The sequence below is a fragment of the Streptomyces sp. NPDC027672 genome (genome assembly GCF_055566335.1).
Window position 1 is genome coordinate 23,755 of record NZ_JBVHSO010000025.1, and the last position, 13,055, is coordinate 36,809.

24 protein-coding genes are annotated in these 13,055 nt (G+C 63.8%); 19 read left to right on the forward strand and 5 right to left on the reverse strand.

The features are described from left to right. Window positions 1-22: 22 nt before the first annotated feature. Window positions 23-472, reverse strand: a complete 450-nt coding sequence (locus tag ACZ4SV_RS35635) for a phage regulatory CII family protein (protein WP_468011046.1) — start codon at window positions 470-472, stop codon at window positions 23-25. 259 nt (window positions 473-731) lie between these two features. Beyond that, window positions 732-935 carry a helix-turn-helix domain-containing protein gene (locus ACZ4SV_RS35640; RefSeq protein WP_362189869.1) on the reverse strand — a complete coding sequence of 68 codons (204 nt, stop codon included), beginning with the start codon at window positions 933-935 and terminating at the stop codon, window positions 732-734. A gap of 92 nt (window positions 936-1,027) precedes the next feature. Here ACZ4SV_RS35640 and ACZ4SV_RS35645 point away from each other — a divergent pair, with 92 nt between their 5' ends. The 17 genes from ACZ4SV_RS35645 to ACZ4SV_RS35725 all read left to right on the forward strand — a co-directional run bounded on the left by ACZ4SV_RS35645 (window position 1,028) and on the right by ACZ4SV_RS35725 (window position 10,025). Next, the gene (locus ACZ4SV_RS35645) at window positions 1,028-1,702 is read left to right on the forward strand and encodes an XRE family transcriptional regulator (protein ID WP_362189872.1); all 675 of its coding nucleotides are present in this window, start codon (window positions 1,028-1,030) and stop codon (window positions 1,700-1,702) included. 218 nt (window positions 1,703-1,920) lie between these two features. Further along, complete coding sequence (locus tag ACZ4SV_RS35650) at window positions 1,921-2,652, forward strand: hypothetical protein (RefSeq protein WP_468011056.1); 732 nt, start codon at window positions 1,921-1,923, stop codon at window positions 2,650-2,652. 152 nt (window positions 2,653-2,804) lie between these two features. Further along, window positions 2,805-3,155: a hypothetical protein gene (locus tag ACZ4SV_RS35655; protein ID WP_468011060.1), complete on the forward strand. Its 351-nt coding sequence runs from the start codon at window positions 2,805-2,807 to the stop codon at window positions 3,153-3,155. Between the two features lie 109 nt (window positions 3,156-3,264). Beyond that, window positions 3,265-3,534, forward strand: a complete 270-nt coding sequence (locus ACZ4SV_RS35660; protein WP_362189993.1) for a hypothetical protein — start codon at window positions 3,265-3,267, stop codon at window positions 3,532-3,534. A 148-nt stretch (window positions 3,535-3,682) separates the two neighbouring features. Continuing rightward, entirely contained in the window at window positions 3,683-4,201 is a 519-nt protein-coding gene (locus ACZ4SV_RS35665) for a hypothetical protein (RefSeq protein WP_057497475.1), read from the forward strand. A gap of 83 nt (window positions 4,202-4,284) precedes the next feature. Beyond that, a complete protein-coding gene (locus ACZ4SV_RS35670) occupies window positions 4,285-4,707 on the forward strand; it encodes a hypothetical protein (RefSeq protein ID WP_465968584.1) in 423 nt (140 codons plus the stop codon). Between the two features lie 72 nt (window positions 4,708-4,779). Continuing rightward, window positions 4,780-5,529, forward strand: a complete 750-nt coding sequence (locus ACZ4SV_RS35675) for an ERF family protein (RefSeq protein ID WP_468011075.1) — start codon at window positions 4,780-4,782, stop codon at window positions 5,527-5,529. A gap of 3 nt (window positions 5,530-5,532) precedes the next feature. After that, window positions 5,533-6,150 (forward strand): lambda exonuclease family protein, encoded by a 618-nt coding sequence (locus ACZ4SV_RS35680; protein ID WP_423173037.1) that lies wholly within the window; start codon window positions 5,533-5,535, stop codon window positions 6,148-6,150. After that, a complete protein-coding gene (locus tag ACZ4SV_RS35685) occupies window positions 6,147-6,464 on the forward strand; it encodes a hypothetical protein (RefSeq protein WP_467324950.1) in 318 nt (105 codons plus the stop codon). Before ACZ4SV_RS35680 ends, ACZ4SV_RS35685 begins: the two co-directional genes overlap by 4 nt. After that, a complete protein-coding gene (locus ACZ4SV_RS35690) occupies window positions 6,461-6,682 on the forward strand; it encodes a hypothetical protein (RefSeq protein WP_014036662.1) in 222 nt (73 codons plus the stop codon). The genes ACZ4SV_RS35685 and ACZ4SV_RS35690 overlap by 4 nt, the downstream gene beginning before the upstream one ends. After that, window positions 6,679-7,002, forward strand: a complete 324-nt coding sequence (locus ACZ4SV_RS35695) for a hypothetical protein (RefSeq protein WP_467324949.1) — start codon at window positions 6,679-6,681, stop codon at window positions 7,000-7,002. The genes ACZ4SV_RS35690 and ACZ4SV_RS35695 overlap by 4 nt, the downstream gene beginning before the upstream one ends. Then, window positions 6,999-7,289 (forward strand): hypothetical protein, encoded by a 291-nt coding sequence (locus tag ACZ4SV_RS35700; protein WP_414614823.1) that lies wholly within the window; start codon window positions 6,999-7,001, stop codon window positions 7,287-7,289. Before ACZ4SV_RS35695 ends, ACZ4SV_RS35700 begins: the two co-directional genes overlap by 4 nt. Continuing rightward, entirely contained in the window at window positions 7,286-8,290 is a 1,005-nt protein-coding gene (locus ACZ4SV_RS35705) for a hypothetical protein (protein WP_468011091.1), read from the forward strand. Before ACZ4SV_RS35700 ends, ACZ4SV_RS35705 begins: the two co-directional genes overlap by 4 nt. Continuing rightward, complete coding sequence (locus ACZ4SV_RS35710) at window positions 8,283-8,510, forward strand: hypothetical protein (RefSeq protein ID WP_362189985.1); 228 nt, start codon at window positions 8,283-8,285, stop codon at window positions 8,508-8,510. Before ACZ4SV_RS35705 ends, ACZ4SV_RS35710 begins: the two co-directional genes overlap by 8 nt. Window positions 8,511-8,647: 137 nt before the next feature. Next, window positions 8,648-8,830, forward strand: coding sequence for a hypothetical protein (locus tag ACZ4SV_RS35715; protein WP_362189988.1), 183 nt, complete (start codon window positions 8,648-8,650; stop codon window positions 8,828-8,830). 11 nt (window positions 8,831-8,841) lie between these two features. Further along, window positions 8,842-9,177 carry a hypothetical protein gene (locus ACZ4SV_RS35720; RefSeq protein WP_230080651.1) on the forward strand — a complete coding sequence of 112 codons (336 nt, stop codon included), beginning with the start codon at window positions 8,842-8,844 and terminating at the stop codon, window positions 9,175-9,177. An 8-nt stretch (window positions 9,178-9,185) separates the two neighbouring features. Beyond that, window positions 9,186-10,025, forward strand: a complete 840-nt coding sequence (locus ACZ4SV_RS35725; protein ID WP_468011102.1) for a tyrosine-type recombinase/integrase — start codon at window positions 9,186-9,188, stop codon at window positions 10,023-10,025. 206 nt (window positions 10,026-10,231) lie between these two features. On the opposite strand, the gene ACZ4SV_RS35730 is transcribed toward ACZ4SV_RS35725, so the two are convergent. Continuing rightward, window positions 10,232-10,735 carry a hypothetical protein gene (locus ACZ4SV_RS35730; protein WP_467384981.1) on the reverse strand — a complete coding sequence of 168 codons (504 nt, stop codon included), beginning with the start codon at window positions 10,733-10,735 and terminating at the stop codon, window positions 10,232-10,234. Window positions 10,736-10,789: 54 nt separating this feature from the next. Then, window positions 10,790-11,125, reverse strand: a complete 336-nt coding sequence (locus tag ACZ4SV_RS35735; protein ID WP_466518099.1) for a hypothetical protein — start codon at window positions 11,123-11,125, stop codon at window positions 10,790-10,792. A 66-nt stretch (window positions 11,126-11,191) separates the two neighbouring features. Between ACZ4SV_RS35735 and ACZ4SV_RS35740 the strand changes: the two genes are divergently transcribed. Continuing rightward, a complete protein-coding gene (locus ACZ4SV_RS35740) occupies window positions 11,192-11,857 on the forward strand; it encodes an SOS response-associated peptidase (RefSeq protein WP_466518096.1) in 666 nt (221 codons plus the stop codon). Between the two features lie 104 nt (window positions 11,858-11,961). Then, window positions 11,962-12,417, forward strand: a complete 456-nt coding sequence (locus tag ACZ4SV_RS35745; RefSeq protein ID WP_465968590.1) for a hypothetical protein — start codon at window positions 11,962-11,964, stop codon at window positions 12,415-12,417. Here ACZ4SV_RS35745 and ACZ4SV_RS35750 read toward each other — a convergent pair. Then, window positions 12,404-13,055 (reverse strand): hypothetical protein (locus ACZ4SV_RS35750; RefSeq protein ID WP_468011115.1); only part of this gene is annotated, 652 nt, incomplete at its 5' end. The genes ACZ4SV_RS35745 and ACZ4SV_RS35750 overlap by 14 nt on opposite strands.

The following is a 13,055-nucleotide window of genomic DNA, read 5'->3' on the forward strand; positions in this document are numbered from 1 at the left end:
GCGAGAGGATTGGCTACGCGGTTCATGCCCCTACCCCACGCTGGCCGGTCACAGCCCGCAGGCGTGCCAGCAGGTTGATCATGGCCTCCACCTGCGCAGTGCCGGCGCTGCTGATGGCCTTCATCTCGTTCTCGCTGATCAGGCCGTCAGACAAAGCGTCTTGCAGCGCCTGGGCGAACGCGCCCTGCTTGGCGGCGTTCTCCAGCATGGAGGCCATAACAGAGGCCATGCCCTCGGCCTCCATCTTCTGGAGGGTGTAGCCGTGCTCAGCGGCCATCGCATGCAGGATGCGGTCGTCACCGGTCACGCCCATGATCTCGCTGGCTTCGGCCAGGGTCAGGTGATGCGTGTTGTTGTTCGGGTTGACCTTGTTGCGCAGCACCGCGGCGGACATGCCGATGCGGACGGCCAGCGCTTCACTACCACCGGGGTAGTCCTTCACGGTCTTGTGTGCGGCGTCTGTGATGTTCATGGGCGGTCTCGGTGAACGTGGTTTGCGTTACGACGCCAGCGCAAGATGCGCGGCATGGAGAAGCGAGCGAGAAAGGAAATAAGGCTGCTGTGGGCACCGAATGTGGTCAGGCTGGTGCACATGGCTGGGAGGTCGTACGTGATCAGGAGGGTCAAAGGCCGGGATGTGGTGCGATGCCTGCGCCAGCCCCGCCGAGCGCCAGGGATGGCGCTGGGGGTGGTGCTGCCCTTCCCTGCCGCTGGCCGCTGACGTGCGCACGTCAGTGCGCTGCTGCCGCAGGCTTCGCGCCAGTGGCATACAGGTGATGCAGCTGCACGGCAGCCATACCGCCGGGCTCCTTAGTCCTGCCCTGTTTGATGTCGCTCACGGTCTGAGGCGATTTGCCGATGGCACGGCCAATTTCGGTCAGGGACCAGCCGCGCTGTTCGAGCGCCTTGATTCGGTCTGCCCAGGTGATTTCCATGTGCGCGTTCCTGTTGGGTCGCCCAAGACTATGGGATGCCATAGATTCATGTCAACGGCATCCCATAATGGGTTTCCGTAATGCTCGCAGTCATGAACACGATTGGTGAACGAATTAAGGAAGCTCGCCGGATACGTGGCCTGTCTCGGCCCCAGTTGGCTGAGGCAGCCAAGATCAAGTACCCGACGCTTGCCGGCATTGAGAACAACGACCAGGCGGGTACAACCCAGCTACCTCAGATTGCGGAGGCTCTCAGGGTCTCCGCCAAGTGGCTTCAGACCGGAAAGGGGGCGATGGAGGTCGCCGAAGTTGGACCTGATGACTCTGACTACACTGACGTCACCGGTTACTCCCAGGCGGTGGGACTGGGTGCAGCAGGTGCCGAAGCTGAAGAGTATGCGGAGACCCACAGCCTCAAGTTCAAGAAGACCAGCCTAAGGCGCAGGGGCATCTATGGACGCAATCTGGCTGTCTACTACGGCAAGGGCGACTCGATGGAACCGACCATCGAGGACGGAGACGCGATCTTGTTTGACACCTCAGATACAAGGGTGGTGGACGGAGCGCTCTACCTTGTCCAGGTTCACGGCGCCGCCAACCCTGAGTACTACGTCAAGCGCGCTATGGTGCTGGAAGCAGGCGTTTACTTTGCGAGCGACAACCCTCGAGGCGACCATAACTGGCAAAAGCCGAGGCCGATGGATTCAAAGAGGGAGCAAATCACCGTCGTTGGTCGTGTTCATTGGATAGGCGGTTGGGCTGACTGAACCCTTGTTCACTACTTGAGGAAGACGTTATGGCACTAGTCGTTTGCCGAGAGTGTGGTGGAAAAGTCAGCGACGCTGCGCCCGCTTGCCCTCATTGCGGGTTCCCGCAGGCTTCACTTGATTCACCTTCGATCCCCAGCTACCAATCACCAGCAGAAGTGAAGGGAAAATCGGTCCGCAACGGCTGTTTAGCGGCTGTACTTGTAGTTGTGGGCCTTGTGATTGTGCTGCTGATCCTATCTAACCTGCCAAGAGTCCACGGAAATAAGACAAGCACGGGTGGAGGTTCAGCGAGCCGCGCACTGAAGAGCGAGCAGGAGAACTTGCTCCGAGACGTGAAAGACCCATCGATACCCCTGGCCACTAGGGCGGTGCGCGCTGAATACTTGATCGAAAAGTACCCTGCCACCGCAGAGGCAACGGAGGCTAAGACGCTCCTTGAGCAGATACGGTCTCAGCAGGAAACGGCGAACCAAGAAGCAGCCAAGCTTGCAGCTGAAAGCATTGGAAAGCAGTGGTCGTACTCGACCTTCAAGGACGATATGACTAGCAAGACTGGATACTCTGCATCGGTTACCAGCACGAACAGCTTTGAGTTTGAGTTCCCCTACCAAGGGAAGCAGCATGCACGGCTGACGTTGAGGAAACATCCTCGCTGGGGAAACGACATCCTGTTCTCGGTAGAGAAGGGCCAGATCCTGTGCCATTCCTATGGCGATTGCTCCGTTCGCGTGAGATTCGACGACGGCCCTGCCATGACGCTGACCGGAACTGATCCTGCAGACAACAGCTCAGAGACCGTCTTCATCCCGGGCTTCCAAAGGTTCTCATCGCAGCTGGCCAAGGCAAAAACGGTAAGGATCGAGGTGAACGTCTTCCACCAGGGCGCACTTACGGCGACCTTCGACGTGTCGGGATTTGACCCAAAGCGGCTCAGTTCCACCCAATAGCGCTCAAGCAGCAGATCGGATAGCTCTCAACCCCGCCAAGGCGGGGTTTTCTGTGCCCGTGGAAGAAATTTATGGGATCCCATTGACAATGATCTATGGAATGCCATAGTTTAGTCCCGTCGGCCCACCCGGGCCATATGACGGGGTTCACCATGGCACTGCAGCCATACAGCGACCGGGTACGTAGCGCCCAGCGCAACTGGGACAACCAAGAAGATCCGCGTTTCGGTCAGGAATACCGCGCCGAGCAGGCCGAGGACCTGGCCAAGGCCTACCGCACCGACCCGGCGAAGCTCCGGGCGGCCGAGGAACAGACGGCCGGCACCTTCAGCGGTACCCACTACACCGAGGTGTCGCTGGCGCTGCACCGGCTGCACCACACGGACCCGGCCGACCTGATGGGCTCGGGCGTGCTGCTGGACCTGTACCGGCTGGCCCGCGACGAGGCCGCCGCAATCGACGCGCAGCTGCTGGAAATGGCGCTGCAGCAGGTGGCGGCATGACCGCCGCCGAACGCGAGCATCGCCACCACGTAGTGGCCACTGTCGTCGCCAATTCCCTGTCGTTCTGCCTGGGCGTGCTGGCCGCTGTGCTGGTGCAGGCGGTGCTGTCGTGACGCCGCGCACCCTCACCCTGCTGGGCCTGCTGGTCTCCGAGGCCACGGACGTGGAGAACAGCGCGAGCGTCCGCCGGGAGCGCGTAGGAAAGGCACACCTGGACCTGTTCAACGAACTGACCGCCGAGGATCGCCGCGTCGCCGAAGTCTTCGCCGCAGCACGCGCCTACCTGGATTCCAGCGACCTGGTCGACGTAGTCATCACAGGCGACCGCCTGCGCGCCGCTCTGGTGGCCTGCGAATCGGAGGACCCATGCGCTTTCTGACCGCCATCGGCTGCCGTAACGCCGCCGACTTCCTCGCCTTCCTGGGCTGCATCGCCATCGTCCTCGGCCTTGGCTGGGCGATGTGCTGGCCGCTGGCCTGGTCCTGACTTCCCGCCGGCGCGGCCGGCTCCTACGAGAGGCACCACCGATGTTCCAACTCGATCAACACGATGCGGTGTTCTCGCATCTGAACCTGCGGAAGGAAAAGCACGGCGACGAAGACGCGGCCGCTGCCGACCTGAAGTTCTCGCTGAACGCCCCGAACACGATCCTCAACACCATCGACCCGGCCATCCTGCCGGCGTTCTGGAAGAAGGCCGACAAGGGCCAGCAGCAGAACCTGCCGATGGAAGGCAGCACCGACCTGGTGGCGCTGAACCTGCCGCTGCTGGGCGAGCAGGACATCACCGGGAAGTTCGAAGGCTACGAGCTGTCGATCGGCTCCCTGATGGACCACATCGAGGCGGTGTTCTTCGCCGACGCCAAGGTGAAAAAGATCACCTGGAAGCCGCTCGAAGGCGGCAGCGTGGCCATGGGCTTCACCGTCTCGGTGCTGCTGGACGAGGACGAAGACGCCGAGCTGATCTCCGCATGGCGCCGCGGTGAGGTGCGCCTGACCCTCACGCCGCCGAGCGCCGCCCCGCAGCAGGCCGACCTGGCCGCGTAACGCATTCCCCCGCCCTCACGGGCCCCGCGCCGGCCGGGATTCCACGACGCCGGCATTCATTCCAAGAGACCAAGGACAGACCCATGAAGATCAAGATCACCGTCGGCGGCAACGACCGTATCGCCATCATCCTGCCCAGCGACAGCGCCGGCCTGGCCGCTGAACTGATGGCGCGCGCGACCATCTTCGAACGCGACGGCCACTACAGCACGAGCGGTTGGAAGCGCGCCGAGGAAGGCGTTCGCATTGAGTACACCGAAGGCGGCGAGCTGGAGCCGACCCATCCCCTGGTCGAGAAGGCCCAGAAGGAAGCGTCCGAAAGGAACAGCCAGTGGTACGCGGAGTACACGAAGAACCAGAAGCTGACCAAGGAACTGGACGATCTGAAAGCCCAGCTGGCCGGCATCCAGTCGGTGACCAGCTGCACGGTCACGCCGGCCGAACCGGAAGCCGCGCCTACCAGCGAAGAAATCACCACCGACAACGGCGAAGACCTCCCGTTCTGACCCCGCAAGGACGCACCCGCCCGCCCGGCGGCGGCTCCGAAAGCCGGGCACCTATTCGAACCCGAGGCATCTATGAACCAGATCATCACCACCACCAGCGAAGGCCAGCAGGCGACCGGCCTTGCCGCGGCGCTGCAGCAGGCGCTGCTGCTCCCCGATCAGGGTGTCGAGCGCTTGGAACGCATGTGGGAAATGCACAAGGAAATGCAGGACCGTGATGCGGCCCGCGCCTACGCGGACGCCATGAAGGCCTGCCAGAAGGAAATGCCGGCGATCCAGAAGCGCGGCAAGAACAAGCAGACCAACAGCCGGTATGCGCTGCTCGAGGATATCAACCGCCTCATCACTCCGATCTACACCCGCCACGGCTTTTCCCTGTCGTTCGGCACCGACCGCTCGGAACTGGCCGACCACGTGGGGATCGTCTGCGACGTGATGCACGACGGCGGGTACTCGAAGACCTACACCTACGACGCCCCGATCGACAACGTCGGCATCAAGGGCGAGAAGAACAAGACCACCACGCACGGGCGCGGCTCGGCCATCAGCTACGGCCGGCGCTACCTGGTGATGATGATCTTCAACCTGACGATCGGCGACGACGACGACGGCAACGCCGCCGGCGAGAGCGAGCAGCAGCGCATCGCGCGCGAGATCGCCCAGGAATGGGTGCAGGTGGCGGACGGCCTGAAGACCCACCAGGACTACACGAAGCGAAAGGCCGAGGTGCTGCAGGCCTACGGTGGGAAGCCGTCCAATCTACCGCCCGAAGTGCGCGAAGCGTTCAACCGCGCCGCCGCTGCGACCAAGCCGCAGGACTGACCCATGGCGCAGATCCTGACCTTCGAACAGCGATCGCCGGAATGGTACGCCGCCCGCCGCGGCGTGCCGACCGCCAGCGAGTTCGGCAGCATCATCACCCCCAAGAAGGGCGAGTACGCGGCTGCCGCTGACACCTACATCAACCAGCTGATCGACGAAGTTGTGCGCCCGGACGCCGGCCAGTCCTTCACCGGCAACCGGCACACCGAGCGCGGGGAATTCCTCGAGGACGACGCCCGCGAGCTGTACGCCTTCGAGCGCGAGGTGGTGCCGCAGCAGGTCGGGTTCATCCTCAACGATGCCGGCACGCTCGGCTGCAGCCCGGACAGCTTGATCCAGCTGGATGGCGGGCTGGAAATCAAATGTCCCGACGGCCCCACCCACGTGAAGTGGCTGCGCGCCGGCGGTGTGCCGGACGAACACAAGCCCCAGGTGCACGGCAGCCTGATCATTACCGAACGCGAGTGGTGGGATTTCATGTCGTACTGCCCCGGCTACGACGCCCTGATCGTGCGCGTGCACCGCGACGGCTTCACCGAGAAGCTGCAGGGCCACCTCGACCGCTTCCTCCGCGAGTACCACGCCGCGCGCCAGGTGTTCGGCCTGAAGGTGGCAGCGTGAGCGGCCGGCGCGCAGGGGTGAAGGCTGCCATGCGGAAGCCGATCCCGCCGAACGCCACCGCCCGCGACCTGGTGCGCCGATACGTGCACGAAGACGGGAAGAGTCTGGGCGCGCTGTCCACCGCGTGGGGCTGCAAGCCCTTCAGTGTGTGGCGCGTCTTCCAGCGCACTGACCGGCCGCTGCAACCGCACCACGTCGAGGGCGCCATCACCGCGCTGCAGCTGGACGAGTTCGACGCCAACGAGCTGCGGCTGCGTGCAGCACGTGAGGCCGGCTGGAAGATCGACCCGTTCTACCTGGGGACCGAAGCATGAAGACCTGCACGAAGTGCGCGGCCCGGCTGCCGCTGCGGTTCTTCCCGCTGATCAACGGCAAGGCCACCGCCGCGTGCGCGCCCTGCCGGAACACCGAGCGCCGCCTGCACGACCCGCTGCGCCCCCTGCGCCGCGATCCGCTGCAGGTGCGTTTGAACAATCACGTCAATCTCTGGTTCGGCCCGGTGCGGCGCGAGCCTTTCAGGAGCCACGCATGAGCAAGGAATCTATCGAGAAGCGGGCGCGGGAGCTGCTGGCTGCGGAAATCGAAAAGATCGAAGGTTACAAGTTGGCAGCACAAATCCGTGCCAAGTTGGCAGCACAAATCCGCGCCGGGTCTCAGCTTGGCCCGATTATGGCCGTATGCCATGCCGCCATCATCGCCGCCCTCACGCCGCCCGATGGTTGGGTGCTGATGCCGGCGGTGCTGCCCGAGCCCATGCTGGACGTCATGTGGCGCGCGGAAGGCGACATGAAGGATGCGGACATGCAGAGCCTGTGGGCCGAGCTGATCGCTGCCCGTCCGGAGGTCGCATGACCCACCACCGCTACGACCGCCGGCTACCGAAGCGCACCGAGGGCTTCGCCTGGGGCCGGTCCATCGACAAGGTGCTGGGCGGCCACGTCCTCACCTACCGCCTGTTCCGACGCGACCTGGCCGGAAAGCTGCACATCGAGACGCGGACGTTCCAGCTCAACGACCACCGCCGGTTCATCGCAATGGAGCTGCTGAAAGCGCGCCGCGTGCTGCGCGAACGCGTCGACCGCATCGGCTATGCCCTGATCGAGGCCGAACAGGCCTCCCAACTGCAGGAGGTTGCATGAATACCAACGACAAGACCCTGGCAGACGTGCAGCCCGGTGGGATGGTGAGGCTGGGGGATCAGGCAGAGCTGGATAGGCTTGAATTTCAGGCGTGGGCACGCGAGCTGCTTCCCTGTCCGTTCTGCGGAAGCAGTGCCGAGTTCGTGCCGTACAAGGACAACGGACTGACCCTGAAGTGCAAGAGCATGGGATGCATCCAGCGGAACCAGCGCACCCTCCGCTACGGAATCGATTGGCTGCGGACCTCGATGGCAGAACACTGGAATACGCGCGCCCTCTCCGCCCAGCCCTCCCCGGGTAGTCAGGATGCGCTGGCATCGCTTCCGCTGTACCGACTGGCCGACGATGCGAACGGCAACCGTGGTCTGCACCGTGACGACACCGGCAGCTGGGTGAAGCTGCAAGACGTGGAGCGCGCCCTCGCCGCCCGCCAGCCGGTAAGCGATCAGCACCCGGACGACCTGGCCGTGGATGCGTTTGCCGCCGCCATGAAGGCCAAGATGGCCGCAGCCCGTGCCAAGGGCCGAGGTGGCTGGGAAGACCCCGCGCAGTGCAGCGCCGATGACCTCAGCAGCATGCTGCGCGACCACGTGGAGAAGGGCGACCCTCGCGACGTCGCCAACTTCTGCATGATGCTGCACCAGCGCGGTGAGGCTATCGCCGCTCGCCAGCCGGTGGGGGAGCCGGCCATGTATCAGGTGCGCCCGCGCCTTCTTCGAGAGGGTAAAGGCTGGCGCAAGGTGACAAAGCGCGAGTATGACGACCGTGGTCCGTTCCCCGGATACGACGAAGCCGAGTGGGAACGCCGCACACTCTACGCCGCCCCAGCCGCGCAGGCGGTGGACCTGGGACAGTTCCGTCGCCCCATCGAGGAGTGGCGCTCCGATATGCAGCAGTGGGTGGAGGGGCATGGCGACTACGATGGAGTGTTCGCCAAGGACATTGCCGAGGCAAACCGACTGCTGGCCCTGATCGACAGCCAGGCGGTGGGCAATGGCTAAGCCAGTCATCCGCACGTCCACATCCGCCCTGGTGCAGGTCACCGTGGAGGTCCGCGCCGGTTCCTGGGGCGAGGGCTGCCAGTTGGCCCAGGTGTATCGGCAGGCAGCCGCAAGCGCACTCGCCGAGCTGCATGGCGCCCTAGACAAGCGCGGGATCCGCGTCGTGGGCGTGGCGTCCATCAAGGCGATCACCACAGACACGACGGTGCTCAATGGCTGACCAGCTGCTCACCGCTGCAATGGTCCACGTGTTCGCCCTGTCCGGATTTCTGGCCGGCATCGCCACCCTGTGGGCGATCAGCCGCGCATGCCGCGCCGCGCGCAAGGGGCTTCGCTGGTGCTGGCGGAGGTGCGCTCATGGCTGACCAGCTTTTCCCCCGCGAACCGCGCCGCATGAAGCAGCCGGCCAAGGATGTGCTGCGCGAGCAGCTGGTGGTCGCGGCCGATGAAGTGATCCGCCTGCGCGCTGAGGTCCTGCGCCTGCGCGACGCCGCAAACCATGCCACCGAGCAGCTGCGCGCTGCGCTGGCCACGAACTGAAGGAGGACCCGATGGGAGCTGCTGAAAAGCTAGACATCGTCGGAAAGGACTGGCTGACCGTGGACGAGGCCGCACATTACTGCGGCGTTTCCAGAAGCCAGTTCGATTCGAACATCGCCGACTACGGCGTCGAACCCCGAAATTTCATGGGCAAGAAACTCTACGAGAAGGCCGCCCTCTACTCTGCAATCTACGGCTCCAGACAATGGTCAAGGTCACAATCTTCTGGCGGGACGGCGCCGCGTACCTCAACTGGCGGGAAGGCGGCAAGCGAAGCCGTGTCACCATTGGTCGCGTCAGCCCACGCGAAGCTGAGGGCATACGAGCAGCGAAAGAAGCGGAACTGACCCATGGGGTGCGCATCCTCCCCCGGCTGCCAACTGTCAGGGAGTTCCTGGAGGCGTACCTTGACTGGTACAAGGCGGAGCATCCGACCACACACGGCAAAGCAAAGAGCGAGGTCCGGCTGTTCATTGCCCGCTTCGGCCACCGACCGATCGACACCCTGCGACCGATGGAAATGGAGTCCTACAAGACGGACCGCCTGACCAAGGACAAGGTGGCCCCGGAAACCGTAGGCAAGGAAGTGCGCAGGCTGCAGGCCGCATTCCGGCGTGGCGTGAAGTGGAAGGAACTGGACTTCAACCCGCTGGAGGAAACTCAGGCGCCGCGCGGGGTCCGTAGCGTGGCCGTCCGATTCTACGACCGGGCCGCGATGCGCAAGCTGTACCGTGCAAACCCCGGTCGGGCGCCCCTGTGGCTGTTCATGGCACACACGGGGCTTCGCCGCGGCGAGTTGGTTGGGCTGGGCAAGGATTCGGTGACCGGGCGCAAACTCAGGGTCGAGAGCGAGCCAGACGAAGATGGCCAAGGGCGCACCAAGTCGGGCAAGTGGCGCGAGGTGCCGCTGAACCGGTATGCGCGCTGGGCGCTGCGCCACCTACCCGATCCGCTGGTGGCCGTGCACAAGGACACGGTGTCCGACTGGTTCGCATCGGATGCCAAGCGAGCGGGAATCGGCGGTAGCCTGCATCGGCTACGGCACACGTTCTGCGCCCACATGGTCATGGCGGGGGTTCCGTTGCGGCGGGTGCAGATCCTGGCCGGCCATGCCGATTACGCCACGACCGAGAAGTACTATGCCCACCTGACGCCAGAGGGCGACGACGGCGCAGTGGCGAAGCTGCGGTACTGATCCGCGCCGCTGGGACCACTGGGACCAAATCCTGTGGATATGCGGGAAACAGTGGGAAATGATCACCACTGAGTCTGCCTAAGTTGTTGATTGTGGTGACCCCGGCCCGATTCGAACGGGCGACCTTCCCCTTAGGAGGGGGATTTCGTCGCCCGATCAATCAACGACTTACGAAGTGCATGGGACCGGCATGGGTCCATTTGCGCTCAAACACCCCTGCGCATCTGCTCCAGCCCTGCCCTCACCCACGCTTTGCTGCGGACGTCCCTCGCTCGGGGTTTCGTCTCTGCCGGCGGCTTGCGCGGTTCAAGCGCCGCCTTGATCCGCTCGACCTCCTTCGCCCCGGCCTCGGCCAGGCGCCGGGCCTGTTGCTGCTGCTCGCGGGTCGGAGGCAGACCAGGCAGTGGTGGGGGAAACTGGATCGGCGTGCTATCGGTCAGTCGGGCGACGGCCTCACGCAGCGGCAGCTCGGGATACAGCCTGGCCGCACACCAACGCTCGGCGTACCGCTTCGCCTGCCGGACATTGGCCGCGCGCACTTCCTTCACCTGCCACATCTTCTGGCCTTCCATCCATAGCCGGACCCCGGGACCGCCATCGGGCGTAACGCTGGCCGTCTCCCGGCCGTTGTACCAGAGCGCCCAGCGCTCACCCGTCTGGACCCAGCCAGAGGTGATCGGGGCAGTACGGAAGCCGTGGGAAGAGCGCATGGCCGGAAGGATACGACTTGCAGTCTCAGATCCTCAGACCATTGCCTTAACCCTTCACAGGATCGTGGCCAACCCTTGCAACAGGAAGCCCAGGGCGACCAGAGACATGCCGAAGCGGAAGGCCCCCTCCTGCGCTTTCTGCCGCTTGTACTCAACCAGCCCCCCATCGAGAAATGTGCCGAAATACGGCGGAGTCAACGACGCCCAGACCACCCCCACGATGTCGATGTTCAGGCCTGCCAGGGTCAGTATTGTCTTCACCCGCTCATGCCCAGGTGCGATCAAGAGCCAAAACGCGAGCCAGAGAATTGCGGTTGCCCCCACCACAATTGCTATCTGGAACCAACTCCACTTGACACGAATTTCATGATCCTCGGGGTACTCCGACATGGATCCACTTCCCTATAGATGGCCTGCTGAGCGTACCAGAGCAGGCCCTGCCCCCAGGAACCGTCCATGTGCGGCCGATTCGTCCAGCTCCCCGTGATCGACTTCGGCCAGCCGGGGCTGGCTGACCTTGCCCACGGCCTGGCCGAGATCCAGCCCAGCTACAACCTTGCCCCGACACAGCGCGCCTCGGTGATCCTGGACCGGGGCGAAGGCCGGCAGGTCACCCGGCTGGCGTGGGGCCTGCTGCCATTCTGGGCCAAGGCCAAGGGCCTGCAGGGTTCGACCATCAACGCGCGGATCGAGACGGTGGCCACCAAGCCCGCCTTCCGGTCGGCGTTCAAGAAGCGCCGGTGCGTGATCCCCATGGCCGGCTACTACGAGTGGTCGGTGAGCCCGATCGACGAGAAGAAAGATCCCTGGTTCATCCACGCGGCCGGGCCGCTGCTGGCCGCCGGCCTGTGGGAGGACACTAGCCCCCTGCTGCCCGACGGCAACCTGGGCACCTTCACCATCATCACCGGCGACAGCAGCGGCGTCTCGGCCGACATCCACGACCGCATGCCGGTGTGGCTGCAGGCCGGCCAGATCGATGAGTGGATGGCCGCCGGCCCCGACGACGCCATGGCCATGCTGCTGGCCAGCGAGCCGCCGGCAATGGAGGCCTACCGGGTAAGCCGCGCGGTGAACACGCCGCGGAACAATCGCGAGGATCTGCTGCAGCCGGTCGCATGAGATCACGTTCGCGACGGCTAAACGCGAACGGTTTTCTGTAAGGCGCATGCCCCGGTTTGGGCGTAATCTCGACCCTGTTCGCAGCACAACACAGGGAGAGCGTCATGCGCGTAATGATTCTGACCGCGGCACTGGCCGCAGCAGCTGTTTCTGGTGCAGCCTTGGCCAACGGTGCACATCCATCCACTTTTCTCTATGAAGAGGTCTCCGCGCCTGGCGAGTCCATGGACGCATTCGTGGCACGGATCAGCCCCAAGGCGATCGAGGTCACCGAGGCCCGTCGCGTTTCAATTTGCGGTGCTATCGGACAGGCCGAAGACCGCTTCAGTATCAGGCTCGGCACCAGCAACACATGGAAGCGCTGCGACATCGACCTGACTGACACCGTAGCCGGCTATGCTTCGACAGGCGTGACATTCCACACCACCACCAGCGACGAGGGAAGCCAGCGAGGCTTCTCCGCAGAGAATTTCAAGCGTCCTCGCGGCTACGTCGCATTCGGAAAATACGCGCGCTACCAAGAAGGTCGGACTAAAGACCGGCTGATCAGTAGCCCGTAATATCCAGAGCCAGAACCGCAAACACCCCGTTGGAGATATAGCCAATGTCCGACGGCGTTCCTGGCGAAGACTGCTGCACGAACACTGTCATGTCGGCTGAGGAAAACACTCCATTCAAGATACGCGCGCCCGGAATGTAGGTGTACTGGTCCACCTGCGCGGGCTGCGTCTCGGGATTGTTGATCCATTGCCGAGACTGGTTCATCGCGGCACCGCAGAAGGCAATGGCATAGGTTCGAGAAGGATCAAGCTGCCCACCACCCTGGCCATTGACGATCTGCCCTGCCACACGCATCCAGCTCATGCCGCTGTCGAACACAAGCCGGCCGTCGCTTTGCCGCCAAACCTTCAGGCCTCTTGTACTGGATGCGATGTAGGTGGGAAGCGTGAAGACGAACCAGTCAAAGGCTACCGGCCCTCCCTGCGTGCGGATCAGGAAGGTGTATGTGTTGCCACTGATGGATACACCCAGAATGCCGATGTACTTCGACTGGTCGTGCGTTCTCAGTGCGACCTGAGGAATGACCGCTGCGGGCAAGGTAAAGGTGAGCGTGTACAGCCCATAAGCAAGCTCTGGATTGGCTGACGATGTCTCACCACTACCCCGCGAGTACAGAGACAGGTTCTCGTAGTTCTGA